Annotated in this window: 26 protein-coding genes; 12 read left to right on the top strand and 14 right to left on the bottom strand. The window is 68.8% G+C overall.

Features of this window, described 5'->3' with window-relative positions; all coding sequences use genetic code 11:
* Positions 1 to 15 precede the first annotated feature (15 nt).
* A complete protein-coding gene (locus tag AC4NMM_RS11115) occupies positions 16 to 1,371 on the bottom strand; it encodes an amidohydrolase family protein (protein WP_491924277.1) in 1,356 nt (451 codons plus the stop codon).
* A gap of 138 nt (positions 1,372 to 1,509) precedes the next feature.
* Between AC4NMM_RS11115 and AC4NMM_RS11110 the strand changes: the two genes are divergently transcribed.
* Positions 1,510 to 2,181: a TetR/AcrR family transcriptional regulator gene (locus AC4NMM_RS11110; RefSeq protein WP_491924276.1), complete on the top strand. Its 672-nt coding sequence runs from the start codon at positions 1,510 to 1,512 to the stop codon at positions 2,179 to 2,181.
* Positions 2,182 to 2,234: 53 nt separating this feature from the next.
* Here the strand turns inward: AC4NMM_RS11110 and AC4NMM_RS11105 are convergent, their stop codons facing one another.
* From AC4NMM_RS11105 to AC4NMM_RS11095, 3 genes are read right to left on the bottom strand one after another with little or no spacing between them, the layout of a single operon-like run.
* Entirely contained in the window at positions 2,235 to 2,624 is a 390-nt protein-coding gene (locus AC4NMM_RS11105; RefSeq protein WP_491924301.1) for a PhlB family protein, read from the bottom strand.
* 17 nt (positions 2,625 to 2,641) lie between these two features.
* Positions 2,642 to 3,838 carry a thiolase C-terminal domain-containing protein gene (locus tag AC4NMM_RS11100; protein WP_491924275.1) on the bottom strand — a complete coding sequence of 399 codons (1,197 nt, stop codon included), beginning with the start codon at positions 3,836 to 3,838 and terminating at the stop codon, positions 2,642 to 2,644.
* Positions 3,838 to 5,145, bottom strand: a complete 1,308-nt coding sequence (locus tag AC4NMM_RS11095; protein WP_491924274.1) for a CaiB/BaiF CoA transferase family protein — start codon at positions 5,143 to 5,145, stop codon at positions 3,838 to 3,840. The genes AC4NMM_RS11100 and AC4NMM_RS11095 overlap by 1 nt, the downstream gene beginning before the upstream one ends.
* Positions 5,146 to 6,065: 920 nt before the next feature.
* Between AC4NMM_RS11095 and AC4NMM_RS11090 the strand changes: the two genes are divergently transcribed.
* On the top strand, positions 6,066 to 7,949 hold the full coding sequence (locus tag AC4NMM_RS11090) for a Cdc6/Cdc18 family protein (protein WP_096394214.1): 1,884 nt from the start codon (positions 6,066 to 6,068) through the stop codon (positions 7,947 to 7,949).
* Between the two features lie 41 nt (positions 7,950 to 7,990).
* Here the strand turns inward: AC4NMM_RS11090 and AC4NMM_RS11085 are convergent, their stop codons facing one another.
* The gene (locus AC4NMM_RS11085; RefSeq protein WP_491924273.1) at positions 7,991 to 9,016 is read right to left on the bottom strand and encodes a S26 family signal peptidase; all 1,026 of its coding nucleotides are present in this window, start codon (positions 9,014 to 9,016) and stop codon (positions 7,991 to 7,993) included.
* Between the two features lie 131 nt (positions 9,017 to 9,147).
* Between AC4NMM_RS11085 and AC4NMM_RS11080 the strand changes: the two genes are divergently transcribed.
* Entirely contained in the window at positions 9,148 to 10,743 is a 1,596-nt protein-coding gene (locus tag AC4NMM_RS11080; RefSeq protein WP_491924272.1) for a DNA-directed DNA polymerase II small subunit, read from the top strand.
* Between the two features lie 38 nt (positions 10,744 to 10,781).
* Here the strand turns inward: AC4NMM_RS11080 and AC4NMM_RS11075 are convergent, their stop codons facing one another.
* From AC4NMM_RS11075 to AC4NMM_RS11060, 4 genes are read right to left on the bottom strand one after another with little or no spacing between them, the layout of a single operon-like run.
* Complete coding sequence (locus AC4NMM_RS11075) at positions 10,782 to 11,414, bottom strand: IMPACT family protein (protein WP_096394211.1); 633 nt, start codon at positions 11,412 to 11,414, stop codon at positions 10,782 to 10,784.
* Positions 11,411 to 11,887 carry a hypothetical protein gene (locus AC4NMM_RS11070; protein WP_096396199.1) on the bottom strand — a complete coding sequence of 159 codons (477 nt, stop codon included), beginning with the start codon at positions 11,885 to 11,887 and terminating at the stop codon, positions 11,411 to 11,413. Before AC4NMM_RS11070 ends, AC4NMM_RS11075 begins: the two co-directional genes overlap by 4 nt.
* Positions 11,888 to 11,901: 14 nt before the next feature.
* Positions 11,902 to 12,507: a PspA-associated protein PspAB gene (gene pspAB / locus AC4NMM_RS11065; protein WP_096394210.1), complete on the bottom strand. Its 606-nt coding sequence runs from the start codon at positions 12,505 to 12,507 to the stop codon at positions 11,902 to 11,904.
* Between the two features lie 60 nt (positions 12,508 to 12,567).
* Positions 12,568 to 13,494, bottom strand: coding sequence for an MBL fold metallo-hydrolase (locus AC4NMM_RS11060; protein WP_491924271.1), 927 nt, complete (start codon positions 13,492 to 13,494; stop codon positions 12,568 to 12,570).
* A gap of 144 nt (positions 13,495 to 13,638) precedes the next feature.
* On the opposite strand from AC4NMM_RS11060, the gene AC4NMM_RS11055 reads away from it, so the two are divergent.
* Both AC4NMM_RS11055 and AC4NMM_RS11050 read left to right on the top strand, forming a co-directional pair.
* The gene (locus AC4NMM_RS11055) at positions 13,639 to 14,583 is read left to right on the top strand and encodes an NAD(P)H-binding protein (protein ID WP_491924270.1); all 945 of its coding nucleotides are present in this window, start codon (positions 13,639 to 13,641) and stop codon (positions 14,581 to 14,583) included.
* Positions 14,580 to 15,248, top strand: coding sequence for a DUF7530 family protein (locus tag AC4NMM_RS11050; RefSeq protein WP_096396197.1), 669 nt, complete (start codon positions 14,580 to 14,582; stop codon positions 15,246 to 15,248). Before AC4NMM_RS11055 ends, AC4NMM_RS11050 begins: the two co-directional genes overlap by 4 nt.
* A 104-nt stretch (positions 15,249 to 15,352) precedes the next feature.
* Here AC4NMM_RS11050 and AC4NMM_RS11045 read toward each other — a convergent pair whose 3' ends face one another.
* Complete coding sequence (locus AC4NMM_RS11045; RefSeq protein ID WP_004599209.1) at positions 15,353 to 15,520, bottom strand: DUF5786 family protein; 168 nt, start codon at positions 15,518 to 15,520, stop codon at positions 15,353 to 15,355.
* A 125-nt stretch (positions 15,521 to 15,645) separates the two neighbouring features.
* Here AC4NMM_RS11045 and AC4NMM_RS11040 point away from each other — a divergent pair, with 125 nt between their 5' ends.
* The gene (locus tag AC4NMM_RS11040; protein ID WP_096394207.1) at positions 15,646 to 16,695 is read left to right on the top strand and encodes a DUF5784 family protein; all 1,050 of its coding nucleotides are present in this window, start codon (positions 15,646 to 15,648) and stop codon (positions 16,693 to 16,695) included.
* 92 nt (positions 16,696 to 16,787) lie between these two features.
* On the opposite strand, the gene AC4NMM_RS11035 is transcribed toward AC4NMM_RS11040, so the two are convergent.
* Positions 16,788 to 17,072, bottom strand: coding sequence for a DUF5789 family protein (locus AC4NMM_RS11035; RefSeq protein ID WP_096394206.1), 285 nt, complete (start codon positions 17,070 to 17,072; stop codon positions 16,788 to 16,790).
* A 146-nt stretch (positions 17,073 to 17,218) separates the two neighbouring features.
* On the opposite strand from AC4NMM_RS11035, the gene AC4NMM_RS11030 reads away from it, so the two are divergent.
* From AC4NMM_RS11030 to hemB, 3 genes are all read left to right on the top strand, one after another.
* Positions 17,219 to 18,145 carry a PHP domain-containing protein gene (locus AC4NMM_RS11030; protein WP_491924269.1) on the top strand — a complete coding sequence of 309 codons (927 nt, stop codon included), beginning with the start codon at positions 17,219 to 17,221 and terminating at the stop codon, positions 18,143 to 18,145.
* Positions 18,146 to 18,170: 25 nt separating this feature from the next.
* Entirely contained in the window at positions 18,171 to 18,335 is a 165-nt protein-coding gene (locus AC4NMM_RS11025; protein WP_172863944.1) for a DUF6757 family protein, read from the top strand.
* Between the two features lie 76 nt (positions 18,336 to 18,411).
* The gene (gene hemB / locus AC4NMM_RS11020; protein ID WP_491924268.1) at positions 18,412 to 19,392 is read left to right on the top strand and encodes a porphobilinogen synthase; all 981 of its coding nucleotides are present in this window, start codon (positions 18,412 to 18,414) and stop codon (positions 19,390 to 19,392) included.
* Between the two features lie 362 nt (positions 19,393 to 19,754).
* Here the strand turns inward: hemB and AC4NMM_RS11015 are convergent, their stop codons facing one another.
* Entirely contained in the window at positions 19,755 to 19,997 is a 243-nt protein-coding gene (locus tag AC4NMM_RS11015; protein ID WP_096394203.1) for a ferredoxin, read from the bottom strand.
* A gap of 501 nt (positions 19,998 to 20,498) precedes the next feature.
* Here AC4NMM_RS11015 and AC4NMM_RS11010 point away from each other — a divergent pair.
* Positions 20,499 to 20,753 (top strand): DUF7967 family protein, encoded by a 255-nt coding sequence (locus tag AC4NMM_RS11010; RefSeq protein WP_096394202.1) that lies wholly within the window; start codon positions 20,499 to 20,501, stop codon positions 20,751 to 20,753.
* A gap of 104 nt (positions 20,754 to 20,857) precedes the next feature.
* The gene (locus AC4NMM_RS11005; RefSeq protein WP_491924300.1) at positions 20,858 to 23,557 is read left to right on the top strand and encodes a valine--tRNA ligase; all 2,700 of its coding nucleotides are present in this window, start codon (positions 20,858 to 20,860) and stop codon (positions 23,555 to 23,557) included.
* A 27-nt stretch (positions 23,558 to 23,584) separates the two neighbouring features.
* Here AC4NMM_RS11005 and AC4NMM_RS11000 read toward each other — a convergent pair whose 3' ends face one another.
* On the bottom strand, positions 23,585 to 24,640 hold the full coding sequence (locus AC4NMM_RS11000) for a quinone-dependent dihydroorotate dehydrogenase (RefSeq protein WP_096394200.1): 1,056 nt from the start codon (positions 24,638 to 24,640) through the stop codon (positions 23,585 to 23,587).
* Between the two features lie 97 nt (positions 24,641 to 24,737).
* A complete protein-coding gene (locus AC4NMM_RS10995; protein ID WP_004599199.1) occupies positions 24,738 to 24,941 on the bottom strand; it encodes a hypothetical protein in 204 nt (67 codons plus the stop codon).
* Positions 24,942 to 25,277: 336 nt separating this feature from the next.
* Between AC4NMM_RS10995 and AC4NMM_RS10990 the strand changes: the two genes are divergently transcribed.
* On the top strand, positions 25,278 to 25,607 hold the full coding sequence (locus tag AC4NMM_RS10990) for a non-histone chromosomal MC1 family protein (protein WP_044965795.1): 330 nt from the start codon (positions 25,278 to 25,280) through the stop codon (positions 25,605 to 25,607).
* Positions 25,608 to 26,012: the final 405 nt, after the last annotated feature.

The following is a 26,012-nucleotide window of genomic DNA, read 5'->3' as shown; positions in this document are numbered from 1 at the left end:
CGTCGGTCAGTGACGTTACAGGTCGATCCCGGCCTCGTCGAGGAGGCGCTCGCCGGAAGCGACGAAGCGGTCGAACTCCTCGTCGACCTTCGGGTTCGTCAGCTCGCCGTCGCGCTTGACGACCTCGCCGTCGACGAGGACGGTGTCGATGTGCGAGGGGTCGGTCTGGAACACGACGGTCTGGACCGGGTTGTGGCTGGGGGCGGTCATGAAGTCGTCGGCGTCGAACAGGACGAGGTCGGCGCGCTTGCCGGGCGTGATCGTTCCGATCTCGTCGTCGAGCCCGAGCGCCTTCGCGCCCTCGATCGTGGCCATCTCTAAGGTGTCGCGCGCGGAGATGCTCACCTCGGTGACCTCCTCGTCGCCCTCCAAGACCGCCTGGTTGTCGAACATGCGCTGGAGCTGCAGCCCGATCCGCATCTGGCTCCCCATGTCGCCGCTGACGTTCGAGCAGACGTCGACGCCCCACGCCGGGCGGCCGCCCGCTTCGAGCACCTTCCCGGTGACTGGGATGCCGTGCCCCATCTGCATCTCGACCTCCGGCGTCGAGGAGAAGGAGACCCCCTGCTCGACGGCGTGGTCGATGTCCTCCTGCGTGAAGTGGTTCCCGTGGGCGACGTTGACGTCGGGGCCGAGCATGTCCTCGATGGCGCCGAAGCCCTGGTAGTCGTCGCCGTACTCCGAGGACGGCCACAGCGCCGCGCCCATGTGGATCGTCGAGAGGACGCCGAGGTCGCGGGCGAGTTCGAGGTCCTCCCGGGCGGTCTCGTCGGTACAGAAGTCCGGGCCGCGGAGTCCGAGCGCGAGGCTGAGCAGGTCGTCGTCGCGGATCTTCTCCTCGTGGAGGCTCCGGATCTTCGCCTCGGGGAGGCCGACGTCGCTCTCGTACCACCACTTCGCCGCGTCGTCGCCCGGTGGACCGTAGGTGTAGACGGCGCGCAGGCCGGTGTCCTGCAGCGCGTCGACGGCGCGTTCGCCGTGTTCGAGCGTGTTGGGGTACGACCAGTCGAGCGCCGTCGTCGTCCCGGTGTAGAGCTTCTCGAAGGCGCCGTAGAGGCCGCCGAGATACATGTCCTCGGGCTGATAGAGCCCGGTGATGTTGCCGAGCATGTGGTCGAAGTACTCGCCCATGAGCGACCAGTCGCCGGCGATCCCGCGTACCTGCGTCTGCGCGAGGTGGATGTGCGAGTCGACGAAGCCGGGGACGACGATCTTCCCGGACGCGTCGATCTCCTCCGCGTTCGACGCCGCAAGCCCGGTGCCGACCTCGATTATCTCCCCGTCCTCGATCAGGACGTCGGCCTCCTCGAACTCCCCCACGTCCGGGTCGAGCGAGACCACGGTCCCGTTTCGCACGATCGTCTGTGTCATGTTCGATAATAGGGTTTGACCAAGAGGTTAAAACTTTACCGGACGGTAAAGAACGGGGGAGGAAGCCGTAGGCTAAGAGAGGCAACCGTAGGTCGAGAGAGGCAACCGTATTATGTACCTCACACGTAGAGTACCCGTATGAGCGAATCACAGGGCGGATCGGCGAAAGAGTCCGCCGAGTCCCCGAGCGAAAACGTCGACGGCGGCGACGAGGCGGTCTCCTCCAAGGACACCAAGGAGGTGATCATGGAGGCGACGTTCCGCGCGCTGAGCAAGCACGGGTACAAGGATCTCCGGATGCGCGACATCGGCGAGGAGATGGACCTCACGCGGCAGGTGATCCACTACCACTTCGACGGGAAGTACGACCTGATGTCCTCGTTCCTCGAACACATCATCGACCAGTACGAGGGCAGCGTGGTCGTCGACGGGGACGCGGACCCGCGGACGGAACTCCGCGCCCGCGTCGACCAGTGCCTGTTCGGCCCCGAGTTCGAGGAGTTCAGCCACTGGGACCGGATGAAGGTGTACCACGAGCTGTACACGCAGGCCCAAAACGACGGGGACCACCGCGAGGTGTTCAACGAGCACTACGACCGCCTCCGCGGCAGCATCGTCGAGGTCGTCGAGGAGGGGATCGAGGAGGGCGTCTTCCGCGACGTCGACGCCGAGCGGATGGGCCAGCTGGTGACCGACGTCATCCACGCCGCTCGCGGGCGGCGGATCTCGCTCGGCCACGAGGACGCGCCCGAGGAGGCCCGGAAGGCGATGGACGAGTTCATCTTCGAGTCGCTGGAACGGACGGAGTAACCGCGGGGTCGCCTTTTTCGGCCGGCGTTTCCAGTTGAAATCGGTCCCCCTCGTCAGGAGTCGTCGACCGCGACAAGTCGCGGGTCCGTCCGGTCCCGTCTCTCGCGGAGCCGATGGGAGCCGTCGAATCGAACGCGATCGCCGGGAGACAGGTCGCCGTCGGCGGCCTGCGCGATCAGTTGGACCTCGTCGAACCGGACCAGCGCGAGGTGGTTCGGCGCGCGGACGTCCGGCGGCGTGGTCTCGACCGTCGTCGTCGCGACGACCGCCCCCGTTTCGAGTCGAACCGTCGCGGCCGACTCGGCGCCGTGGCCGCACTCCGGACAGCGCCGTCGGTCGTAGTACCAGCGGTGGCCGCAGTCGTCACAGACGAACGCGCGGTCCGCGGGGACGTCGCGGTCGGCCGGCCGGTTGGTGACCGGATCCCCGGAGGCGCCGGTGATAGGGCGATCGGAGCCCGTCACGCGCGCAACACCGTACAGACGCTGTTGTTTCCGAACCCGGCGACGTTGATCGCGAACGCCGTCTCCGCGCCGTCGACCCGACGGCTCTCGGGGAGGTCGCCGCGCAGCTGCCACACGAGTTCGACGATCTGCGAGAGGCCGGTCGCGCCGAGCGGGTGGCCGCGGGCCTTGAGCCCGCCCCCGGGGTTGACCGGGAGAGAGCCGTCGAGCGCGGTGTCGCCGTCGAGCGTCGCCTCCCAAGCGGTGCCCGCGTCGTAGAAGCCCAGCTCCTCCAGTTCGATCAGTTCGAGCACGGTGAACGCGTCGTGGATACAGGCGACGTCGACGTCGTCGGGGGCGATTCCGGCGCGGTCGAAGACGCGCTCGCCCGCGGTCCGGACGGAGTCGATCGAGAGCGGGTCCGGCCGCTCGGCGACCGCGTGGGTACCGGTGGCGCTCGCGACGCCGGCGACGCGCGGGGCGGGAACGGCTTCGGCGCCGCCGTCCGCGGCGGACTCGCCCTCCTCCCCTCGCGTCAGCACGACCGCGGCGGCGCCGTCGGACATCGGACAGCAGTCGTACAGCCGGAGCGGCGCGGCGACGACCGGGGAGTCGAGGGCCTCGTCGACGTCGATCGGTTTTCGGAACTGCGCGACGGGATTGTCGACCGCGTTCGCGTGGTTCTTCGCGGCGACCGCGGCGAGCGCCTCGCGGGGCGCGTCGTGTCGGTCGAGGTAGGCGCCGGCGGCGAGGCCGCCGAAGGAGGGGAGCGTGATCCCCTGCGCGTACTCGCGGCGGTGGACGAGCCGGCTTATCGCCTCGGTGACGTCCCGCGTGTCGCCCGCGGACATCTTCTCGGCGCCGACGACGAGCGCGGCGTCGGCGTCGCCCTTTTTAACGCGGTCGACGCCCCGGTGGAACGCGCTCGCGCCGGTCGCGCTCGTGTTCTCGATCCGGTCCGCGGACGCGCCGTCGAGGCCGAGGGCGGCCGCGAGCGCGTTCGCGAGGCCCGCGCTCTCGTCGAGCGCCTCGGCGAGGGCGTTGCCGAAGTGGAGCGCGTCGACGTCGGCGGGGTCGACCGCGGCGTCCGCGAGGGCGCGCTCGGCGGCCGTGGCCGCGAGGTCGGTGAGCGAGCGTCCCGAGTCGCTCTCGAAGGGCGTCATGCCGACGCCCGCGACGCGGACGCCGGTGGGGTCGGTCGCGGACGACGCCATCACTCGTCGGCGTCCCCGTCCTCGGCGTCGTCACCGAACACGCCCAGTTCGGCGAGGCGGTCGATCTCGGCCTCCGAGTAGCCGTGTTCGCGGAACACCTCGCGGTTGTGTTCGCCGAGGAGGGGCGGCGGGAGCTCGAAGCCGCTCTCGGCGTTACGGAACTTGAGCGGGTGTTCGATCACGGGCACCTCGCCGAGTTCGGGGTGTTCGATCTCGGAGACGGTGCCGCGGGCCTCGATCTGCGGACTGTTGAGCGCCTCCTCGACGCTGTACACCGGACCCGCGGGGACGCCGGCGTCCTCGGCGATGACCTCGATCCACTCGTCGGTCGTCTTCTCGGCGAGGGTGGCCTCGATTTCGGCTCCGAGCTCGTCTAAGTGTTCCACGCGGTCCGCGTTCTGCTCGAACCGGTCGTCCTCGGGGAGGTCCGGGCGGTCGAGCGCCTCGCAGAGCTCGCCCCAGAGCTTCTCGTTGAGGATACAGATGTTGATGAACCCGTCCTTCGTCTCGAACGTCTGGTAGGGGGCGAGGACGGGGTCTTTCGTCCCCATGCGCTTCGTCTCCTCGCCCGCGAACACCATCCCGGCCTGCTTGGTGAGCCACGGGAGGGTGGCCTCTAACATTCCGAGGTCGATGTACTCGCCCTCGCCGGTCTGCTCGCGGCGGTAGAGCGCGGTCGTCGCGCCGAAGGCGGCCCACATCGCGGTGATGAGGTCGGTCATCGGGAGGCCCACTTTCACGGGCTGCCGGTCCGCCTCGCCGGTGACGCTCATGATCCCGCTCATCCCCTGGATGAGGAGGTCGTAGCCGGATCGCTCGCGCCACGGACCGGTCTGTCCGAACGCCGAGATCGCGAGGTAGATCAGGTCCTCGTTGTGGTCGGTGAGCGTGTCGTAGTCGACGTCGAGCCGCTCGGCGGTCCCCGGGCGGAAGTTCTGGATGAAGATGTCCGCCTCCTCGACGAGCTCGTACAGCGCCTCCTTCGCGTCCTCGTTCTTCAGGTCGAGTTCGAGGCTCTTCTTCCCGTAGCTCAGCGTCCAGTAGTACGGCGACTCCCCCTTGATGAACGGCGGGCCGGAGTGGCGGACCGCGTCGCCGTAGCCGGGCTGTTCGATCTTGACGACCTCCGCGCCCTGGTTCGCGAGCATCGCCGAGCAGAAGCCGCCGGTGACGAACGTCGAGAGGTCAAGGACGGTGACGCCGTCCAAGATTCGTCCGGTACTCGCGGGACCCTCGGTTCCGGTGTCGTCAGTTCTGGTGTCGTCAGTTCCGGTGTCGTCAGTTCCGGTGTCTCCGGTATCGGTCATCGGACCACCTCGCTCGGCGTGCGGAATCGCTTCATAGGTGAGTATACAGTTCGTTTACCGGATGGTAAAACTATCGGCGTCGACCGTGATATTCGGTGGCTGGGCGCTGTCGGTCGGAACGGTCCGGCGGTGGAGTGCCGACTGGCAGGACGTGACGTCGGTCTATCGAATATCGTTCGGGAGCCTCCCGCGCCTTTGTGGAGCCCCCCACCCCTTTGTTTCGGGTGGAACCCACAATCTGCCGGGGGGTGAGGTCGGTGCTGGAGGTCGATCTAGGTCCACCAAGATAATTCCTACTCGATCTACAAATAAAACAACTACACCAACACAAATATATTCTAGAGAGGATTGTCGAGGGTACTGTTGTATGGTTTGTATTATAAAACTACCGCTATTATAATCCGGCCTCCAACCCCCACCACCCTGTTTCGACGTTCCACCCGAAACAAAGGGGTGTGGGGGTCTCCCCGATCGAGTCGACACGACGGAACGGGAAATCGGGTGTCGAAGTCGATGGATCGAAACTGTCCAACGGAACTGCCGGTCTGAGTACGGGTAGTCACGGGCGATAACGAGCCTAAGAGGTCAGCCGCTGATACGGCTGAAGCCCGCCACACCGTAGGAACCCCTTCAAAAGCCAACGATATCTCCACGCTTGCCGTTCCTCTTCTCTCGACTGTTCGACCGGTTCGACCGTCCCACCGATCAACCCGAACCGCCTCGCGATCGCCCCGACATCTCGTGCGAGGGGGACGTTTCAACTCCAGAGAGGAACACTTTTGTACCATCTCTTCATCTGGTTCGACTGTATCAACTGGACGTGGTCGGTCTCGATTTCGACCGCGAATGCGTATTTCCGACGGGAGACGGCGTCTCAAGCGACATATCTGGCCGTCTCCACCTGAAACAGAGGGGTTCACATGGACGAAGGCGATCACACACCGCGGACCGACGGCGGCATCGACCCGGACGACGACGACGAATCGGACCACAGCAGCGACTCCGAGGACTCGTCGCCAAGTCACTCTTCGACTTCGGACCCCGACAGCTTCGGCGTCGAGGGCTCCGGAACCGACGAGTTCGAGGACGGCGCTTCAGCGGCTGAGGACACCGATATCGAGGATTTCGATCCCGACGCTCCAACCGAAACAGTGCCCGACAGTCCGACCGAAGTCGACTCCGACGACCCAATCGAAACCGACCCCGATACCGACCCCGACGTCGACGACGGATCCGATCTCGATACGCCGGACGTCGACTCGATCGAATCGGACGCCGACACGGCTTCCCTCTCGACCGACGCTCGACCCGAAACGGCGGGGCTCGACAACGGCGGTCGCGACCGCTCGTCGCCCGACGTCGACTTCGACGGCGTCGTCCTCGACGACGACGAAGACAACCAGGGCCTGTTCGACGACCTCCTCTCGGGCGAACCGATCTTCGAGAACAAGGAGGTCCTCCGCCCTTCGTACACCCCGCACGAGCTCCCGCACCGCAACGACCAGATCAACCGGATGGCGACGATCCTCGTCTCCGCGCTCCGCGGCGAGACCCCCTCGAACATCCTGATCTACGGGAAGACGGGGACCGGGAAGACCGCCTCGGCGAAGTTCGTCTCCCAGGAGCTCGAGTCCACCTCCCAGAAGTACGACGTCCCCTGCGAGGTCGAGTACATCAACTGCGAGGTGACCGATACACAGTACCGCGTCCTCGCCCAGCTCGCGAACACGTTCATCGAGGAGAACCAGGCGGTGATCGCCGACCGGCTGGAGCGCCTCGAAGAGCTCCGCGCGGACGCGGCGAACGCCGACGAGACGGCCGGCCAAGACGCGGCAGCCGCCCTCGCAGACACCGAGTTCGACTCTGTCGACGAGCTCGACGAGCGCATCGAAACCCTCGAAGACGACGCCGACGAGATGGAGGAGGTCCCGATGACGGGGTGGCCAACCGACCGCGTCTACTCGACGTTCTTCGAGGCGGTCGACTACCACGAGCGCGTGGTCGTGATCATGCTCGACGAGATCGACAAGCTCGTCGAGAAGAGCGGCGACGACACCCTCTACAATCTCTCGCGGATGAACTCCGAGCTCGACCGCTCGCGGATCTCGATCATGGGGATCTCGAACGACCTGAAGTTCACCGACTTCCTCGACCCCCGCGTCAAGTCGAGCCTCGGCGAGGAGGAGATCGTCTTCCCGCCGTACGACGCCAACCAGCTCCGCGACATCCTCCAGCACCGCGCCGACACCGCGTTCAAGCCCGACGCGCTCACCGACGACGTGATCCCCCTCTGCGCCGCCTTCGCCGCGCAGGAACACGGCGACGCGCGCCGTGCGCTCGATCTCCTCCGCACCGCCGGCGAACTCGCCGAGCGCTCGCAGGCCGAGATCGTCGCCGAGAAACACGTCCGACAGGCCCAAGACAAGATCGAGCTCGACCGCGTCGTCGAGGTCGTCCGCACCCTCCCCACCCAGAGCAAGATCGTCTTATTCGCCGTCATCCTCCTCGAAAAGAACGGTGTTCACAACATCAACACCGGCGAGGTGTTCAACATCTACAAGCGGCTCTGCGAGGAGATCGACGCCGACGTCCTGACCCAGCGGCGGGTCACCGACCTCATCAGCGAGCTCGACATGCTCGGGATCGTCAACGCCGTCGTCGTCTCGAAGGGCCGCTACGGCCGGACGAAGGAGATGGGCCTCTCCGTGCCCGTCGAGGAGACCGAGGCGGTCCTCCTGTCGGACTCGCGGCTCGGCGACATCGAGAACGCGCAGCCGTTCGTCCAGGCGCGGTTCGACAACTGAGCCAGCTCGGGGTTGTCACGCCGCCGCTGTCCCGGCGAGCGTCACGCCGCCGGGGCGGACGAGACGAGTGCCGACTCCACCGCCGGGAGGGCGCTCCCGACCGTCCGCGTTATCGCCTCGTTCAGCTCTACCTGTCCCGTCGCGATCAGCCGGATGTAGCCGAGATACGGGACCCGGAGGCGGGCCACGCCGTTCACCCATTCGGCCCTGACGGGCGGCGAGAGGCCGCTGGCCTGGTCGTAGGCGCCGTTGTTGTCGCCGAGGGTGATGTACCCGTCGTGCGGCGCCGGACAGTTGGCGAGCGATCCGCAGTCGACGGCGTTGTGATACTCCGGGTTTGCGCGGTCGTACCAGTTCTCTCCCTCGGTAACGTGGAACATGGCCCGGTGGATGATCGGCGACCCGGTCCGCCCCGGGGGCGTGTATATCATCACCGACCCGTAGGACCCGAACGTCCGGTAATCGACCTCCTGGCCCACCTCGTGGGTGACGACCCCGACGCCGTTTTCGGCCGCGTCCGGCGCGAGCCGCCCGGGCTCGGTGACGAACACGAGGTCGCCGACCTGCATGTTCGGCTCCATACTCCCCGACTCGACGGCGACCATGGGCGGCCACACGCCGCTGACGCCGAACAGCAACAGTCCGATCAGGAGGACGACGCCGACGCTCGCCAACATCTCCCGGATCCACATCAGCGCGCCCTCCCGGTCGTGACGGAACCGGTGTAGAAGCGACTCGTCGGCGGTCGTCGTCTCTTCGGTCTCGAACGCGGGACCTCCCACCGATTCCGGTGCGCCCTGCGCTTCGCTCCCGATGTCGGATTCGCCGGAAACAACGGCTTCCCCGGATGATTCGGGCTCGTCCCCGAGGTCGACTTCGCGCCCGGTCTCGGGACCGTCGCCCGAGCTACCGGAGACCGCGCGGTCGGATTCGTCGGGAACCCCGTCATCCGTCCCGTCGGGACTCCCGTCATCCGACCCGTCGGATGTCGCCCCTGAGTGATCTTCGGTCCGCTCGTCTCGACCGGCCGACCCGTCGGTGTCCGTCGGCCGATCCCCTTCGTCCATTACGTCGCCTTTGGAGGGTTCCGTTCATAAGCTTCCGGGTCGCGCGGATTCCGCCCTCGCTCGCGGCCCCACACGCTCGCCCCGCCGACGCCTCCGGAACGGTTTTGCCCGCGACCCTCCTTTCGGGTATCGTGCCGCTGGAGTCGAACGCCCGGATCGCGAAAGCCCTCGCCGAGCGCGGCTACAACGCCGAGCGCGAGGCGGTCACCCTCCTCGCGGGCGCGACCGATCCGACCGCCGCCGTCGCGGCCGCCGTCGACCGCGCCCCCGACGACGCCCTCCGGATCACCGCCGACCACGTCCGCGAGGCGATCGGCGACGCCGACAGATCGGCCGCCTCCCCGGACGAACCCGGACAATCTCCAGTCGAAACGGAGGGGTCTATAGGCTCCGAATCCGCGGCGACCGAGACCGCGTCCGGGGCCGCAACGAACGACGCCACCGACTCCACGACCGTCGACGCCGCTTCTGACCCCGAAACCGCCGCGAACGACGGTTCCGAACGGTCCCGGGACCCCGACCTGCGCGACTTAGAGGTCGGTAACGACATGACCGGCCGCAGCACCGGGACCGGCGAGTACGCCGACTTCGTCACGACGTTCCGCGACCGCTACGAACGGCTCTCGAAGATCCTCCGCGGCCGCGTCAACCACCGCCCGGCGGAGGCGATCGCGGACATGCCGGGCGGCAGCGACGCCGCGATGATCGGCCTCGTCAACGACGTCCGCTCCACGAAGTCCGGCCACTGGCTGATCGAGCTGGAGGACACGACCGGGACCTTCCCCGCCCTCGTGATGAAGGACAAGGGCCTCGCCGACGTCGTCGACGAGATCCTCTTAGACGAGTGCGTCGCGGTCGAGGGGACGCTCGCCGACGACGCCGGCATCCTCTTCGCCGACTCGCTCCACTTCCCCGACGTCCCCCGGACCCACCGCCCCGGCGGGGCCGACCGCCACGTCCAGGCCGCGCTGATCTCCGACGTCCACGTCGGCAGCGACGAGTTCATGGCCGACGCGTGGCACAGCTTCACCGACTGGCTCCACACCCCCGAGGCCGACCCCGTGGAGTACCTGCTGCTCGCGGGCGACATGGTCGAGGGCGTCGGGGTCTACCCGAACCAAGACGAGGAGCTGGACATCGTCGACATCTACGAGCAGTACGAGGTCTTCGCGGAACACCTCAAGGAGGTGCCCGCCGACACCGAGGTCGTGATGATCCCGGGCAACCACGACGCGGTCCGCCTCGCCGAGCCGCAGCCCGGGTTCGACGACGAGATCCGGGAGATTTTGGACGTCCACGACGCGCGGATCGTCTCGAACCCGGCCACCGTCTCGGTCGAGGGCGTCGAGGTGCTGATGTACCACGGCGTCTCGCTCGACGAGGTGATCGCGGAGCTGCCCGAGGAGAAGGCGAGCTACGACGAGCCGCACAAGGCGATGTACCAGCTGCTGAAGAAGCGCCACGTCGCGCCGCAGTTCGGCGGTCACACCCGCGTCGCGCCGGAGGAGCGCGACTACCTCGTGATGGAGGACGTGCCCGACGTGTTCCACACCGGCCACGTCCACAAGCTCGGGTGGGGGAAGTACCACAACGTGCTCGCGGTCAACTCCGGCTGCTGGCAGGCCCAGACCGACTTCCAGAAGTCCGTCAACATCGACCCAGACGCCGGCTACGCGCCGATCCTCGACCTCGACACCCTCGAAATGACGGTCCGGAAGTTCTCGTAGGCGGGCCGTCGAGCCGGCCGCCGTGCGGTCCGAGCGCGTCAGCGCTCGATGTCGACCCGCCCGCTCGTCGCGTCGTTGAGCCGCTCGCGGAGCTCCTCGACCTCCGCGACCGGCACCCGGAGGTCGAATCGGACCCGCTCACCGTAGTCGGCGTCGAACTCGACGCCCGTCGACTCGATGACGCCCCGGACCGTCCCCGAGTCGTCGTACTCCGTCTCGACGACGAGCGACCGGTGCGGGCGCTCCTCCACCACGCCGGCCGCGTCGACGCCCTCCTTCACCGCGCGTGAGTAGGCGCGCGCGAGCCCGCCGACCCCGAGGTTCGTCCCGCCGTAGTACCGCGTCACCACCGCGGCGACGTTCCGGACCTCGCGCTGCTGGAGGACGTTCAGCGCCGGCTTCCCCGCGGAACCGGTCGGCTCGCCGTCGTCCGACGAGTACTCCCGGAGCATCGGCTCCGAGCCCGGCGTGCGCTCGGACGGCTCGCCCGCGGGGACCCGGTACGCGGGCACGTTGTGGGTCGCGTCCGCGTACTCCTCCCCGACCGCCTCGACGAACGACTCCGCCGCCTCGACCGTGTCGACGGGCGCGACGTGCCCGAGGAACTCCGACCCCTGGACCTCGAACCGCGCGGTCGCGCGCTCTGCCACCGTTCGGTACGCGTCGGTCACGGCGACTCCTCCTCCGCCGCGTCCTCGCGTTCGACGTCCCCTCCGCCCCGCCGCCGCTCGACGACGACGCTCGTCGGCGGCGCGAGACGGTAGAGCGCGAGGTAGGCGCCGACGCCGACGACCTCGACGATCACCGCGACGACCGCCAGCGGCTCCGCGGCGAGCGCCGCGGCCGCGTCGCCCCCGTGCCACGCGAGGAACCCGCCGAGGAACGCCCCGAGCGTCCCCGCCCCGAGCGCGTACAGCCGCCGGTACTCCCCGCCCCGGAGCGTCGCGACGGCGACCGCGGCCGCGAGCGCGCTCCCGGCGAGGAAGAAGTAGGGGCGCGCGTCCGGCGGCGATCCGAGCCGCGGCCACGCCCACAGCAGGTGGACCGCCGCGGCGACGGCCGCCGTCTGGACGGCGATTCCGCGGAGCAGGCGCTTCCTCGGGGTGTTCCGCCCGGCAATACCCGCGTCCGAGCCGTCGTTCATATCGTCACCCGCGCTCACTCCCACGGGTGGTTCCCGGGCGCGTCGGGCCACAGCGGATACCAGTACGACTCGTCGTCCTCTAAGCCGAGCTCGCCGTCGAGGACCGACTGGAGCTTGAACTCGACCCGCTGGTTCCGGTCGCTCGTCCCCCGCGGCGCGAACGGGTAGTAGGCGCCGCGCCGGAACGAGTAGATCCAGTAGGCCGGACCGTCGTCGTTCTCGAAGCCGAACACGGCCGCGAGCAGCCGCGATCCGAACCCCTCCTCGATGAACTGGTCGGCCGCGAAGTGGACGCTCGTCACCAGGTCCTCGGGGTCGTCGTCCTCCAGCACGAACCACTGGTAGCCGTGGTCGTCCTCGTGGCGGTGGAAGCCGGTGCCGGTGTCGATCTCGCCGGCCTCTAAGATGGCCTCGACGGTCTCGACCGCCTCGTCGAACCGGGTGCTGTCCATCCCGGAGAAGCAGAGCGCGGCCTCCCCGCAGTGGTCGTAGCGGAGGTCCGCCTCCATCGTCATGTACGCGGTCGACATCCCGAAGAGGTCCTCGGGGTCCGCCTCGCGGGTCGCGTCGGTCTCGGCGCTCGTCCCGAGCACGGCCCGGATCGTGTCGAAGATGCCCATCTGGTCGGGCCTACGGGCGGCGGGGTTTAGGGCGTTTCTCTCGGCGGTCCGCGTCGGGGATCACGATCGTCGCTCCTCTTCGTCGTCGACGCGGTCGAGATACGTCAACACGCCGCGCGCGTTCAGGCTCGTGTTCGCCTTGGCGCGCTCGGGGTTCCAGTAGTCGATGTCGCGGCTCGCCGCCTCGAAGTGGTCGACGACCGCCTCGTCGTCGTCGAGCTCGGCGCGCTTCTCGCGGACCCGCTCGACCCACTCGACGTACGCCCGCTTCGCCTCGCCGAGCAGGTCCGCGTCGCAGTCGCGAGGCCCGAAGTGGCCGAAACAGAGCGTGTCGGGGTCGAACTCCTCGATCAGCCGGATATCGTCGAGACACTGCTCGAAGTCGAACTGCGGCGGCGGCGTCGTCGGGGTCACCGCGTCGACTTCGGGGACGTAGATGCCGGCGGCGTCGGCGGCGAACACCACGTCCGCGTCGGGGTCGTGGTACACCGCGTGGTGGGGTGCGTGGCCGGGCGCCTCGCGGACGACGAGTTCGCGGTCGCCCAGATCGATCCGGTCGCCCTCGCTCACCCCCTCGATCCGGTCTTCGGGGACCGGCTTCGGCTCCGCGTAGTACGCCCACTGGTCCTCGACCGCCGACTTGGTGCCCGCGACGAGCGCCTCGGGATCGACGAGGTGCCGGACGCCCTTCTCGGGCACCCGGACCTCGGCGTTCGGGTAGCGCTCCGCGAGGTAGCCGGCGCCGCCCGCGTGGTCGAGGTGGGCGTGGGTCGGCAGGATCCACGCGAGCTCGTCGCGGCCGATCCCGATCTCCTCGATCGTCTCGAAGAGGGCCTCCCGGTTCGCCCCCGTTCCGGTGTCTATTACGATCGGCCGCTCGGCGTCGTACACGTAGACGGCGCCGTACTCGTCGGTGTCGAACATGCCGGTGTCGTGGACGTACAGGTCCTCGACGCCGCGGACCGGTTCGAACTCGCCAGCGCGCATACCGGAGGAGGGACCCGGGGGCACTTCTAGCGATCGGTCCCGACATCGCCCGCGACGCGTCCGGGGTCCCGCTCCCGGGCCTCCGCCCGCCGTCCGCCCGCCGAACGGGACGGGGCTTATGGTCGCCCCGCCCGAGAGGACGGTATGCGAGTGCTCGTCACCGGCGCGACCGGGTTCGTCGGGAGCCGGCTCGTCCCGACGCTCCGCGCGCGCGGCCACGACGTGGTCGCGCTCGTTCGCGACGCCGACGGCTACGACGCGCCCGAGGGCGTCTCGGTCGTCGAGGGCGACCTCTTGGAACCGGAGACGCTCCCGCCCGCCTTCGAACTCGACGGCGAGACGGTCGACGCCGCGTACTACCTCGTCCACTCGATGGACGGCGGCCCGGGGTACGAGGAGCGCGACCGGAACTGCGCGTCCAACTTCGCCGCGGCCGCGTCCGACGCGGGGATCGACCGGATCGTCTACCTCGGCGGGCTCGGCGAGGACCGCGAGGAGCTCTCCGAACACCTCCGGTCGCGCCGCGAGGTGGAGCGGATCCTCGCCGAGGGCGACCCGGCGCTCACGACGCTCCGGGCCGCGATCATCATCGGCGCGGGCAGCGCCAGCTTCGAGGTGATCGCCGGGCTCGCGCGGCGGCTCCCGGTGATGGTCACGCCGAAGTGGGTCGACACGCTGTGTCAGCCGATCGCGATCGCCGACGTGGTCGCGTACCTCGCCGGCGTGCTCGACGTCCCCGAGACCGCGGCCGAGACCTTCGAGATCGGCGGGCCGGAGGTGTTGACCTACGGGGAGATCCTGCGGCGGACCAGGCGCCAGCTCGGGGGCGGGCTCCGGATCGTCAGGGTGCCGGTGTTGAGCCCGGAGCTGTCGGCCCGGTGGCTCCGGCTCGTCACGGACGTGAACCCGTACCTCGCGCGGTCGCTGGTCGAGGGACTGCGGAACACCGTGATCGTCGAGGACGACCGCATCCGCGACCTCGTCCCGGTCGAGCGAACGCCGTTCGAGCTCGCGGTCGCGCGCGCCCTGACCGACTCGTCGAACGCGCAGCGCCCGTGGCTGACGACGCTCCGGGGGCTCCGGTCGTGAGCCGCGAGTACGGCGAGACGTGGGTGTACGAGAGCCTCGTCGGCGGGATCCCCGGGTTAGGGATCTCGCGGACGCTGGCGGTCGCGCTCCAGTTCGCGATCTTCGAGGTCGGCGTGGTCGCGCTCGGCTGGTACCACGGGGTCTGGAACGCCGTGGCCGCCGGGACGGTCGCGGTCGCTGTCGCGGCGGTCGGCAGCGTCGAAATGCACCGGTTGGGCGCGAAGAACCGGCTGCTCGGGACCCCGCCGGAGCACAAGCGGCTGCTGTTCGGGTCGAGCATCGAGATCGTGTTGGGCGTGTTAGCGTTCATCGCCCTCGTGACGTACCTGTTCGCGTGGGAGAACACCCTCCTCGACCGGCTCTTCGGTTCGCAGCCGCCGATCCCCGTCGTCTACCTCACGCTGCTCGTCCTCTGGGACCTCACCTACCGCATCGGCACCTCTTGGTGGAGCGCCGTCGTCGCGCTGTGGCGCGCGGTCCACGTCGACCTCTCGCCCGACGAGCGGGCGACCGTCCGGCGGCTCGACGCCGAGAACATCGGCTTCTCCGCGGTCCAACTGGCGCTCGTGCCGTTCCTGCTCACGGAACCCGTGCTGCTCGGCGCGGTGGTCGGTCACGTCCTCGCGGTCGCGATCGTCTGTTCGCTGGCGATCCTACTCACCTGAGTTCTCGGTTCCGTTCGGACCGTCGCTCTCCGCTGTCGCGACCGTTACCCGTCGCTACCGGTGTCGAGAATGGAATTAGAAGCCGCGGCGTCGCCGCGGCCGCGTCACTTGCCCTGAAGCTCTTCGAACTTGTCGAGGAGTGCCTCCGTGGAGTCGCCCGAGTCGTAGGTCAGCGATCCGGAGTACTCGGGGCGCTCCGCGTCGAAGTCGGCGTCGACTTCGCTGGTCTTCTTCTCCCGACGCTCGTGTTCGGCCTCGTCATAGGCACCCATTGACATGGTACACCAACACTTGGCCGTTTCCTGTTATATACCTGTCGGCAAAGGTATCATAAACCGTGAACGATCGGGTCGGTCCACCGGAATCGATTAACCCCGCGGCGTGATACCGAACGCCCGTGGCACAACCGCTCCGCTTCAGGCGCTCGCCCGGTCGGTGGACCGCCGACCGCGTCCGGTCGCAGATCGGTCGCCCCCTCGACGAGAACCTCGGAGCGACGGCCGGCGACCCGTGGTTCGCGCCGCCGCCGGCGTACGAGGCGCGCCGGTTCGACATGGACGACGGTTCGTTCGCGCTGTTCTGCTGGACCGACGACGACGCGGACCCCCCGCCGGGCGCCGGCGGCGGCCCCGCCGGGTACTGGCTGGGCAACACGGAGACGCCGAGCGAGCTCTGGCGGACGGACAAGTACGGGTTCGACGAGGCGCCGTACCCGGTCTCGCGGTGGGCGCAGCGCGAGCTGCTCGCCGGGCTCCACGACGACGAGCCGTGGCTGGCCGACTACCCGCACGTCTCGTGGTACTTCCTGCCGGTGTTCTGCTCGAAGGACGGCGCGGCGACGAGCCGGGCGTTCTTCCGCGACCACGCGGCCGGGTTCCCGGACGCGACCCGCGAGGCGGGCACCGGCTTCGTTGAGGAGACCCTCCGGCCGGGCACGCTCGACGACTACCGCGAGGTGATGGCAGGGAAGCTCGGCACCTCCGCCTCGCGGGACCTCGTCCGCATGAGCGCGGCGATAGCCGAGTTCACCGCGGCCCGGATCCTCACGGACGCGGGGTACGAGGTCACCCCGGAGATCGAGGTGACGACGGGCCACTCGCTCGACTTCCGCGCGACGGACCCGGAGACTGGCGCCGGACACCTCGTTGAGGTGACGCGCCCGCAGCCGACCGCCGGGCGCTCCGCGAACGACCCCGTCGCGGCCGTCCGCGACACCGCCGAGACGAAGACGAGCGGCCAGCTCGCGGCCCACGCCGGCGGCGTCACGCTGTTCGTCGACTGCTCATCGTTCCCCGCCGACGAGTGGGCCGCCGTGCGCGAGGCCGAACCCGCGGTCCGTCACAAGCCCGCGGTCGTGTACCGCGCCGAGCCCGACGGCTCGATCGAGGGGTATCGGAAGGGTTCGGTCCCGCTCGACCTCTCCGGAGTCGTCGACGGCGTGTCGTAGCCGCGTCGCTCGCACGGGAGTCCGTCCGCGCGGCGCCGCCGCTCCGCGGTCGGAGTTCGAAGAAGGGTATGGACCTCGGTCGGTTCGGCGCGTCAGAAGGAGACCGGCGAGGGCCCCTCCTCCGCGTCGGTGGTCGGGTCGCGGTCCGAGTAGAACCGGCGACCGACGCCGCGGTGGCAGACGCCGGCGCGGAGCGTGGTGAACACGTCCTCCGCGTCCTCGAACGTCTGGTCGCCGAACCGCTCTAAGACGTCGCCGAGCCGCTCGGACCCGTTCGCGAGCTCTACCGTCGCGTTGCCGTGAGCCGCGATGAGCTCCTCAGAGGTGGTCGGGTACTGGTGCCGTTCGAGTCGGTCGTCGACGCCGTTCAAGCGCATCAACGGATAGAAACCGCCGATGGTTCTTAATGATTGTCCATGTACGACCTTAGTCGGAGGGGATACCTTATATCGCCTTATATTCGTCTTCCCCCGCCGCGTCTCGGACCGCCGCCGCTTAGTGTCGGGCGCGGCTATTCGCCACTATGCCCGCTGAATCCGCCGATTCCGCCGAATCCTCTGACTCCCCCGCCCCCGACGATCCCCGCGACTCCAGCGATCCCGTCGTCGCCGACCTCCACGCGCACACGACCGTCTCCGACGGGACCCTGAGGCTCGACGAGGTGCCCGCGGCCGCCCGCGACGCGGGCGTCGACTGGGTGGCCGTCACCGACCACGACCGGATCCACCCCGGCCTCGACGCGCCGGTCGTCGAGCGCGACGGCGTCCGGGTCGTCCGCGGGATCGAACTCCGCGTCGACGCCGGCTTCGAGCGCCTCGACCTCCTCGGCTACGGCGTCGAGCACACCGCCGCGCTCGACGCGGAGATCGACCGGCTCCAGCGCGACCGCCGCGAGCGCGGCGCCGCCATCCTCGACGCGGTCGAGGAGCGGCTCGGGGTCGAGCTCGACCTCGAACCTCGCGCCGGGCTCGGGCGGCCGCACATCGCGCGGGCGATCGACGAGTCGGACGCGCCCTACGACTACGCCGGGGCGTTCGACGAGCTGATCGGGAACGACGGCCCCTGCTACGTCGCGCGCGACGTGACGCCGCTCGACGAGGGGCTCGACCTGCTCGCCGACGCCTGCGCGCTCGTCGGGCTCGCGCATCCGTTCCGGTACGAGCGCGTGGACGAGGCGCTCGACGTCGCCCGCGACCGCGACGCGATCGGGGCGATCGAACGCTTCTACCCGTACGGCCGCGCCGTCGACGACGACCGGATCGACCGCCTCGCCGCCGAGAGCGACCTGCTCAGGACCGGCGGGACGGACGCGCACGAGCGGACGCTCGGCGTCGCCGGCCTGACGGAATCGGCGTTCGAGCCGGTCCGCGAGCGGCTGCCCGCGCCGGTCTCGATCGACGAGTTCGCGGCCGGGGACGCCCCCGGTGCGGCGCCCGACGAACAGGATTAAGCACACGCCGGACGGAGTGGCGCGTATGCGGTGTCACTACTGCGACCGGGAGGCCACGTACGAGGCGGAGCAGGGCGGCGTGGTCGTCGGCCTCTGCGAGTCCCACTTCAAACAGCGCGTCGAGGAGCTCGCCGAGTCGGACGAGCTCGCGGCGCTCCGCGACCGGATCGACATCGAGTCCTCGGAGTAGCCGCGGCGTCCCTTATCCGCGGGAGAGCCGCGACCGAGACGAACGGTAAAAGGCCGCGCGGGGCCAACCCGTCGGCATGGACCTCACGGACCGGCCCCGCCGCCTCCGGACCGACGGCGTTCGCCCGCTCGTCGCCGAGACCGACCTCTCGGCGTCCGACCTCGTCGCGCCCGTCTTCGTCGACGCGACGACCGACGAGCGCGTGCCGATCGAGACGATGCCCGGCCACGAGCGCGTCCCGGTCGACGAGGCGGTCGACCGCGTCGCGGAGATCCGCGAGACCGGCGTCGAGGCCGTCATCCTCTTCGGCGTCCCCGAGTCGAAGGACGCGTCCGGGAGCCGGGCGTACGCCGACGACGGCGTCGTCCAGCGCGCGATCCGGCGCATCGACGCCGAGACGGACGCGACGGTGATCGGCGACGTCTGCCTCTGCGAGTACACCGACCACGGCCACTGCGGCGTGATCGAGGAGTCCGCCGAGTCGGACCCGACGCTCACCGTGAAGAACGACGAGACGCTCGACCTGCTCGCGCGCACCGCGGTCTCGCAGGCCGACGCGGGCGCCGACGTGGTCGCCCCCTCCGCGATGACCGACGGACAGGTGGGCGCGATCCGCGAGGCGCTCGACGACGCGGGCCACGAGGAGGTCGCCATCCTGAGCTACGCCGCGAAGTACGAGTCCGCCTTCTACGGCCCGTTCCGCGACGCGGCCGACGGCGCGCCCGCGTTCGGCGACCGCCGGCACTACCAGATGGACCCCGCGAACCGCCGCGAGGCGCTCCGCGAGGCCCGGCTCGACGCCGAGCAGGGCGCCGACGTGCTGATGGTGAAGCCCGGCCTCCCGTATCTCGACGTCGTCGGCGACCTGCGACGGGAGTTCGACCGCCCGATCGCCGCGTACAACGTCTCCGGCGAGTACGCGATGCTCCACGCCGCCGCGGAGAAGGGGTGGCTCGACCTGGAGGCGACCGCGCTGGAGTCGCTCACCGCGCTCAAGCGCGCGGGCGCGGACCTCATCGTCACGTACTTCGCCGAGGACGTGGCCGATCATTTATAAGCAGAACTGGACCGGAACCGACGTGCTTGGTGAATTATCCTGCACGGCGCGCGCCTGCGAGCGGCCGGAGCGAAGCGGAGGCCGCGAAGCAGCGCGTGCGAGGGAGTCAGTCGCCCGAAGCGAAGCGAGGGCGACTGACGAGGCTGGGGAGGCGTGAGGTGCGGTTGCGGTGTGGGGCGGGACTCAAAGGGGCAGCCGTGAGGGCGAAGCCCGACGACGCAAGCACCGCAGTGAAGGAGCGTTAGCGACTGAACGAGGCGCGCAGCGAGGCGCGCGAGCCCTCACGGCTGGGGCTTTGATGGCGTTCTCGTTCGGCCCGCAGACGGCTATTTATAAACGGAACCCCAATCGTCACGATCCGTCTACACCACCTGTTCGCCGTCGTCGTCGTACACTTCGATGGCGTCGACCGGGCAGACGCGCGCCGCGAACTTCGCGTCGAACTCCTCGCCGTCGGGCACCTCGACGACGAACAGGTCGTCTTCTTCCTCCTCGCTCCCTTTTAAATCGGCCTTCCCGTCGTTCAGGTTCTTCTCGAAGGCGTCCCACTCGGCGACGCACTGGTACATCCCGACGCAGGTGTCGCGGTCGAACTCGACGTACATGACCACCGGTTCGGCGAGCCGATACAAAGCCGTGGCGACGAGGGGTGTGAGAGTCTGGTCGATTTAGACTCGCCGACAGACCACCGGAGAACCGCCCCAAAGCCCCGGTCGGGAGGCGGGCACACGCTCGCTGCGCTCCTCAGTCGCTCGCGCTGCTCGCTCCCTGCGGTGCTTGCGTCGTCATCAGAACGCAAAGCGTTCTGATTGGCTCACGAGAGCTTTGCTCTCGTGAACGCCTGTGCCCGCCTCCCGACCGCCCCTTTGAGTCCCGCCCCACACCGCGCCTCACGCCTCCCCAGCCTCGCGGCTCGCTCGGGGCTCCCTCCGGTCGCCCCTCACTCACCGCGTCCCTCGCGCGTGCGACTCACGGCCTCCGCTTCGCTCCGGCCGCTCGCAGGCACGCGCCACCGCATTCGGTTTGTCAGTCAATCGCGAGACGTACTACCGGTCTCGCACGCGTCGACCGCCCTTTTTAAATCTCGCAGGGACCGATCCTCGCCCATGCCCACCGTCTGGCTCGTCGACCGGCAGTTCGACTCGAAGGGGCTCGTGCGGCTCACCTACGCCACGGAGGACGGCGAGCGGATGCACACGAAGGAGCTGGCCGAGCAGCGGCTCGTCACGGGCGACGGGATCACCGCGGGCCGCGAGGTCGACGAGAGCGCGCTGGGCGAGAGCCCGGCGGACGAGGTCGAGCGGTTCGCGTCCGAGGCGTCGAAGATGGCGGCCGAACACGACCTCGACGACACGGTCTGACCGCGCGGCTGCGCTCATTCGCGCACGCCTCCGCGCTCGACCGCGCAAAGCCGCCCCACACAACCGAGTCCGTTAAGGGGGAACCGGCGGAACGTGTGACCGAAATGCCCAGTGGTGAGTACGACCCCGACGCCGTCGAGCCGCGCTGGCAGCGGCGCTGGGTCGACGAGGAGACGTACGCCTACTCCGCCGACGACCCGGTCGATCCGAACACCGTCTTCTCCATCGACACGCCCCCGCCGACGGTATCGGGGAGCCTCCACATGGGCCACCTGTACGGGTTCACCCTCCAGGACTTCGTCGCGCGCTTCGAGCGCATGAACGGCGGGGAGACGTTCTTCCCGTTCGGCTACGACGACAACGGCATCGCCTCCGAGCGCCTGACGGAGGACGAGCTCGGGGTCCGCCATCAGGAATTCGAGCGGCGCGAGTTCCAACGGAAGTGCCGGGAGGTGTGCGCGAACTACGAGGAGCAGTTCACCGAGAACGTCCAGTCGCTCGGGGTGTCCGTCGACTGGGACCACACCTACCAGACGATCGAGCCGCGCGTCCAGCGCGTCTCCCAGCTCTCCTTCGTCGACCTCTACGACCAGGGCCGCGAGTACCGCGAGAAGGCGCCCGCGATCTGGTGCCCCGAGTGCGAGACCGCCATCTCGCAGGTGGAGACCGAGGACGACGAGCAGGGCAGCCACTTCAACGACATCGCCTTCACCGTCGCCGGGAGCGGCGACGACGGCGACGGCGACGACCCCGAGGAGTTCGTCATCTCGACGACGCGCCCGGAACTTCTCCCGGCCTGCGTCGCCGTCTTCGTCCACCCGGACGACGGCGAGAACCAGAACCTCGTCGGGGAGTCCGCCGAGGTCCCGCTGTTCGGCCACGAGGTGCCCATCATCGCGGACGAGCGCGTCGACAGGGAGACGGGCTCGGGCATCGTGATGTGCTGTACGTTCGGCGACAAAAACGACATCGAGTGGTACCAGGTCCACGACCTCGACCTCCGGGTCGCCATCGACGAGTCCGGCCACATGACCGACGTCGCCGAGGGGTACGAGGGGCTCCACGCCGACGAGGCCGGCGAGGCCATCGTCGAGGACCTCGACGAGGCGGGCGCGCTCTTAGACCGCCGCGACATCACCCACACCGTCAACGTCCACGAGCGCTGCGGGACGAGCGTCGAGTTCCTCGTCACCGAGCAGTGGTACGTCGAGATGCTCGACAAGACGGACGAGTACCTCGAGATCGGCCGGGAGATGGAGTGGTCTCCCGAGAAGATGTTCACCCGGTACGAGCACTGGGTCGAGGGGCTCCAGTGGGACTGGCTCATCTCCCGCCAGCGCTCCTCGGGCATCCCGTTCCCGGTGTGGTACTGCGAGGACTGCGGCGAGGAGGTCATCGCCGAGAAGGCCGACCTGCCCGTCGACCCGCTCTCGGACGACCCGCCGGTCGACGCGTGTCCCGAGTGCGGGCACGACAGGTTCGAGCCCGAGGACGACGTGCTCGACACGTGGGCCACCTCCAGCCTCACCCCGCTGATCAACGCCGGCTGGGACTGGGACGAGGAGGCCGAGGAGTTCACGATGGAGCGCCCGGAGCTGTACCGGTTCGACCTCCGACCGCAGGGCCACGACATCATCAGCTTCTGGCTGTTCCACACCCTCGTCAAGTGTTACGAGCACACCGGGGAGGTCCCGTTCGAGGAGACGATGATCAACGGGCACGTCCTCGACGAGAACCGCGAGAAGATGTCGAAGTCCGTCGGCAACGTCGTCGAGCCGGAGGAAGTCCTCGAGGAGTTCCCGGTCGACGCCACGCGCTACTGGGCGGCCGGCACCGCCGTCGGCGACGACTTCCCGTTCAAGGAGAAGGACCTCCGCGCGGGCGAGAAGCTGATCCGGAAGCTGTGGAACGCCTCGAAGCTCGTCGAGTCGCTCGCGCCGGAGCCGTTCCCCGAGGAGCCCGACGACGGGCTCCGCGAGCTCGACCGCTGGCTCCTCGCCGAGCTCGACGCCGAGGTCGAGCGGCTCACCGAGCTGCTCGACGACCGCGCGTTCTCGAAGGCGCGCGACGAGCTCCGGAGCTTCTTCTGGAACACGTTCTGTGACGACTACCTCGAGATCGCCAAACAGCGCGAGGACGACGCGGCCGCGTACACGCTCCGGACCGCGCACCGCCGGTTCCTGAAGCTGTTCGCGCCCCTCCTCGCCCACGTCACCGAGGAGCTGTGGCACGACATGTACGCGGACGCCGTCGCGGACGTGGCCGCCGCGGGTTCCGATGCGACCGCCGGGACCGCCCTCGCAGACGGCGCGGGCGACTCGATCCACCTCGCCGACTGGCCCGAGCCGCTGGGGATCGAGGCCGGCCGCGACGCGGGGACTGCCGCCACGGCCGTCGTGGGCGCGCTCCGGAAGTTCAAGAGCGAGAACCAGCTCCCGCTCACCGCCGCGCTCGACGCGGTGGAGGTGTACGCCGACGTGCGCGGGTTCGAGGACGACATCACCGGCGTGATGCACGTCGACGACCTCGCGGTCCACCCCGACGGCGACGCGCCCGTCGAGACGGTGGTCACGGGGATCGACCTCGACTACGCCACGGTCGGCCCCAAGTACGGCGACCAGGTCGGCGACATCGAGGCCGCCCTCGCGCAGGGGGAGTACGAGATCGACGGCGACGAGCTTCACGTCGCGGGCGTCACGCTCGTCGGCGACGAGTTCGCGGTCGAGGAGGAGCGGCAGTATCGGGGCGAGGGCGAGCTGCTTCAGGCGGGCGACGTCGTCGTCATCGTCCGAAACGACGCGTAGACTCCGATTTTCCGCTTTCCGACTCGGTCACAGGTCCGCGCCGACGGCCTCGTCGACCGAGTCGAAGCCGTCCCGTTCGAGCAGTTCGAGGAGCCCCTCGTTGATGTCGCGCGCGAGTCCCGGCCCCTCGTAGACGAGCCCCGTGTACAGCTGGACGAGCGAGGCGCCCGCCCGTATCTTCTCGTAGGCGCCCGCCGCGTCGGTGACCCCGCCCACGCCGATCACCGGCACGTCCGTTCGCGCCGCGACGAACCGGACTCGCTCCGTGGCGAGCGACTCGATCGGCTTCCCCGAGAGGCCGCCGCGCTCGGCCCGGCTGTGGCTCCGCAGCGAGTCCGGTCGGGAGGTCGTCGTGTTGGTCGCGATGACCCCGTCGAGGTCGAGGTCGTCGACGACGCCGAGCGCGTCCTCGACCGCCGGCTCCGGGAGGTCCGGCGAGAGCTTCACGAGCAGCGGATCCGCGCCGGCGTCGGCGAGCGTCCCGAGGATGCGCTCTAAGGCCTCGCGGTTCTGGAGCTCGCGGAGGCCCGGGGTGTTCGGGCTGGAGACGTTGACGACGAAGTAGTCGCCCGCGTCCGCGACGCGCTCGTACGTGTACAGGTAGTCGTCGGGGGCCTCGGCCAGCGGCGTCGACTTCGACTTCCCGATGTTGATCCCCACCGGCACCTCGGGGAGTGGGTCGCGGTCGAGCCGTTCGCCCACCCGGTCGGCGCCCTCGTTGTTGAACCCCATCCGGTTGACGAGCGCCTTGTCCTCCTTCAGTCGGAACAGTCGCGGACGCGGGTTTCCGGGCTGTCGCTCGGCGGTGACGCCGCCGACCTCGACGTGCCCGAACCCGAGCGACGCCAGCGCCCGCGGCACGTGCGCGTTCTTGTCGAACCCGGCCGCGACGCCCACGGGGTTCGGGAACGCCGACTCGAACGCCTCGACCGCGAGCCGCTCGTCGTCGACCGCGTACCGCTCGGCGAGCGCGTCAGCGACGGGCGTCCCCTGGACGCCGCCGAGCAGTCGGTGGATCAGTCGGTGCGCGGTCTCCGGCGGCAGCCGGAACAGTGCTGGTTTCAACAGGTCGTACGCGCCCATCGTGTGGGACTCGTCACGAGCGACAATCAATCCGCCGACCGCGGCCCGCGCGGCGGTCGCTCGGCGTCGAAAATACGTGGGACTCCCGCGGTCCGCGTCAGAAGTCGTGTTCGAGCTGCTCCGGGTTGGCGTCCGCCTTCTGGATGATTATCTTCCCGTCTCGGACTCGAACGAACACCTCGTCGCCGATCTCCATGCCGGCGACGGCGAGTTCGTCTTCGTGGAGGTTCACGTGGACGTTGTGGTACTCCCCGTCGTCGTCCTTGGCGCCACTGGGGCTGAGCTTCTTTTTGCGGACCATCGCGGGTGTGCTTGTCGCCCTTCGCCATAGCAGACACATAAGTGTTGTTTACGCGTACTCGGGCTCCGGCTGATCGCGCGTGCGTACGAAAACCGAGAATACGAGTCCGATCCGCCGGTGGCTCGGGGGTCGGAATCGACACGCGAACTTCGAATCGACGTGTCGCGCGCGCTGAACGCTCCGCGAATCGCCGCAGATCGACCGTTTTGCTCCCGCTTTGATGGCCTAAATCGCCAGCCGCTACCGAGGTGATATATAAAAGTTGTGGCGCACAGCTTTCATTTCCCCGATATATTTATTACACACTGTGTGCTGGAGTCACACGGAGGCAAAACCATGGTACGTGAAGACGGTAAGCGAAACTTTGCCCTGCGAGAGGAAGACGGATCGGAACCGAGCGAGTTCTCGGGAAACATGCCGCGTCAGGCGGCGCTCAAAGCGGCTCGAACCCTCGAGCCGGCACCCTCCGAGGAGGAGGCGGAGCGAACGACGCTCCGTCTTCGGGAGAAGGGGACCCAGAAGGTCCACGAGTACGAGGGGTGGGCCTGGAAGGACGGCGCTCCCGAGGTCGACGACGCGGACGACGACTTCTGGCTCAACGACCTCGACGACATCACCAAGGCGAACGTCTCGAAGCAGGGCATCGAGTATCTCGACGACGAGTAGTCCTCGGGCGCCCCGGTCCCGATCTCTTGTTTTCGCTGTCGACCGACCGGAACGTCACGGAGTTGATCACCCTGTCCCGACAGAGATACCATCCCGGGTAGGCTCGTCTCCGGTTCGACTCGATCCGGTCAGTTGTCCCGTTTCTCCCGGCATGAAATCGCATGACGTGGCGCCGGTAGTTCGACGGGGTTAAGTACAACCCGGGCATTCGAAGAAATGCGAAGAACGCATCGCGGACTCGGGCCGTTCAACCCGGCCCGGTTTCGCTGGACCCGTACCGTTCCGATGGGTTTATGACCCGTCGCCCGGTACGTTCAGGTCCGCGAAGGATGAGGATCACGCCCCCTGCGCTCCGGCGTAAGCGGTGATCTGATGTGAGCCGTGGTCGTTCGGTGTCATCCAAGC

Source organism: Halorubrum sp. SD41 (assembly GCF_058630335.1).
The sequence above is the reverse complement of the archived record's forward strand: the minus strand, read 5'-3'. Positions and strand labels throughout refer to the sequence as shown.